Source organism: Flavobacterium columnare NBRC 100251 = ATCC 23463 (assembly GCF_002530675.1).
GTDB classification, from domain to species: Bacteria; Bacteroidota; Bacteroidia; order Flavobacteriales; family Flavobacteriaceae; genus Flavobacterium; species Flavobacterium columnare.
Genome location: NZ_PCMX01000022.1, coordinates 1 through 1,666, shown reverse-complemented (window position 1 = coordinate 1,666; position 1,666 = coordinate 1). Strand labels below are relative to the sequence as shown.

The 1,666-nt window shown below is 26.5% G+C and carries 1 protein-coding gene and 1 pseudogene; both read right to left on the bottom strand.

Annotated elements, in window-relative coordinates; genetic code table 11:
* Positions 1-136: 136 nt before the first annotated feature.
* Positions 137-1,075, bottom strand: coding sequence for a hypothetical protein (locus B0A78_RS03895; RefSeq protein ID WP_014166014.1), 939 nt, complete (start codon positions 1,073-1,075; stop codon positions 137-139).
* A gap of 12 nt (positions 1,076-1,087) precedes the next feature.
* A pseudogene (locus tag B0A78_RS03890) lies at positions 1,088-1,666 on the bottom strand (hypothetical protein); the annotation flags it as partial.

Below are 1,666 nucleotides of genomic sequence, written 5' to 3'. Positions count from 1 at the left end.
GAAAAAAGTAATCGCCTTTTCCCTCAAAATTATATTGCAAGTTGGCTATCCAAACTAGATCAGGATACACGAGCATTCTTAAAGTCGGATAGGTCTTGTTTGGAAAATAGGCGCAGGTTTTCAAAGGCGATAATTTTTAATACACTTTAAACTCGGTTTCGCCTTTTGGCAAATACAAATAATGCTTTATACTTGATATTTGATTTTTATATCTTCCTGCTAAGGCTGGTTCGTTTCTAAGTTTAGGCTCTTTTGATTGTGAAATTAAAGTAACTAATCGCCCATCATAGAAAAATTCCATTTTATAATTCTCTATTGGTAACATTGTAAAATCATCACTTAATAAAATATTTTTATAAAGTTTCCAGTATCCAGCAACTTTTTCTTTATCTGCATAAGTAGTTTGAAATTCTAAAATTGTTTTGGCATAAATTAACTTTGCAATATCATCCACATTCTTTTTTGTATAAACTTCTCTAATTTGATTATACTTTTCTAAAACCTTTTGTTCTAAATGCTTTTTATCAAGTTTTGTTAAGTCTTGAGCATTTTCAAAATCTGGAGTTATAGTGTAAGGTACTTCTATTTTTATTTTAAAAGTATCTTCAAAAATATTTTTATTAGTAGCAATAAATTCATTTTTTAAATATGGAATGCTATATTTGAAATGAGTCTTTTCATTTTCAGCAGAATTCAAACTATATGATTCTAAACTTAAATTAAAAATTGTATTTCCCTTAAAACTATAGTCATCCTTTTCATTAACTGGATATAGTTTATATTTAACATTATACTCTCCAGTTTTAAAAATATAAGGATTAATGTCAAATGCCGAGCTCCCACTTTCTTTGTCAAATTTTTTATAAACACTTAAACCATTTACAAAAACTTCAAAATCACAAAAGTGTTTGTCATAAGAAATAATATTTATTTTGTCATTAGGGTAGTGTTTAACACTTTTAATAATTTCTTCAACTAAGTTATTATCATTAATATTTGGATTTTGCATAATATTTTTATCTTGTTTGCAATTAATATTTAAACTAATTAATATTGTTAAAATTATTTTTCTCATTATTGGTAATCGTTATTTATGGTTAAATAATTGAATTCTTATTAAATCGAGTTCAAAAGGTTCTAATAATGTAAAAGGTGTTGGTTTGCCTTCATTGGTTTCAATATCAAAATTCAACAATCCTACTGAATTAAAATTTCCCAAATACTTTCCTCTTATACCTGAAAAATATAAAGTTTTTTTAAAAAATAATCCTTCATTTTCTCTATAACCATAATTGATTTTTATTCCAACTGCACCTTTAAAATCAACATCTAGTTTTCCTTCTAATTTTTCTTGAAATAAACCAAAATCAAACTCTTTTTTATACTTTATTGCAACATTGGCATCAAACCTTATCTGCGGTTTCAACAATACTTCATTTCTATTTACAAAACCATTTTTTAATTGGTCAATAATAGTAAATTCTTTTGTTAGGGTATTTACAATAACATTATGCTCAAAACCTATTTCGCCTGTAACGACAATTTCACCAGTTACCTTTAGTCCTGCACTATTAAGGTATTGCTTAATTTTTGAGTTATTAGGTGCGTTTTGTTTTAACTGTTCTTGTACTTGTGGGTCGTTAGGGGTTTTGGCTTTGGCTATATC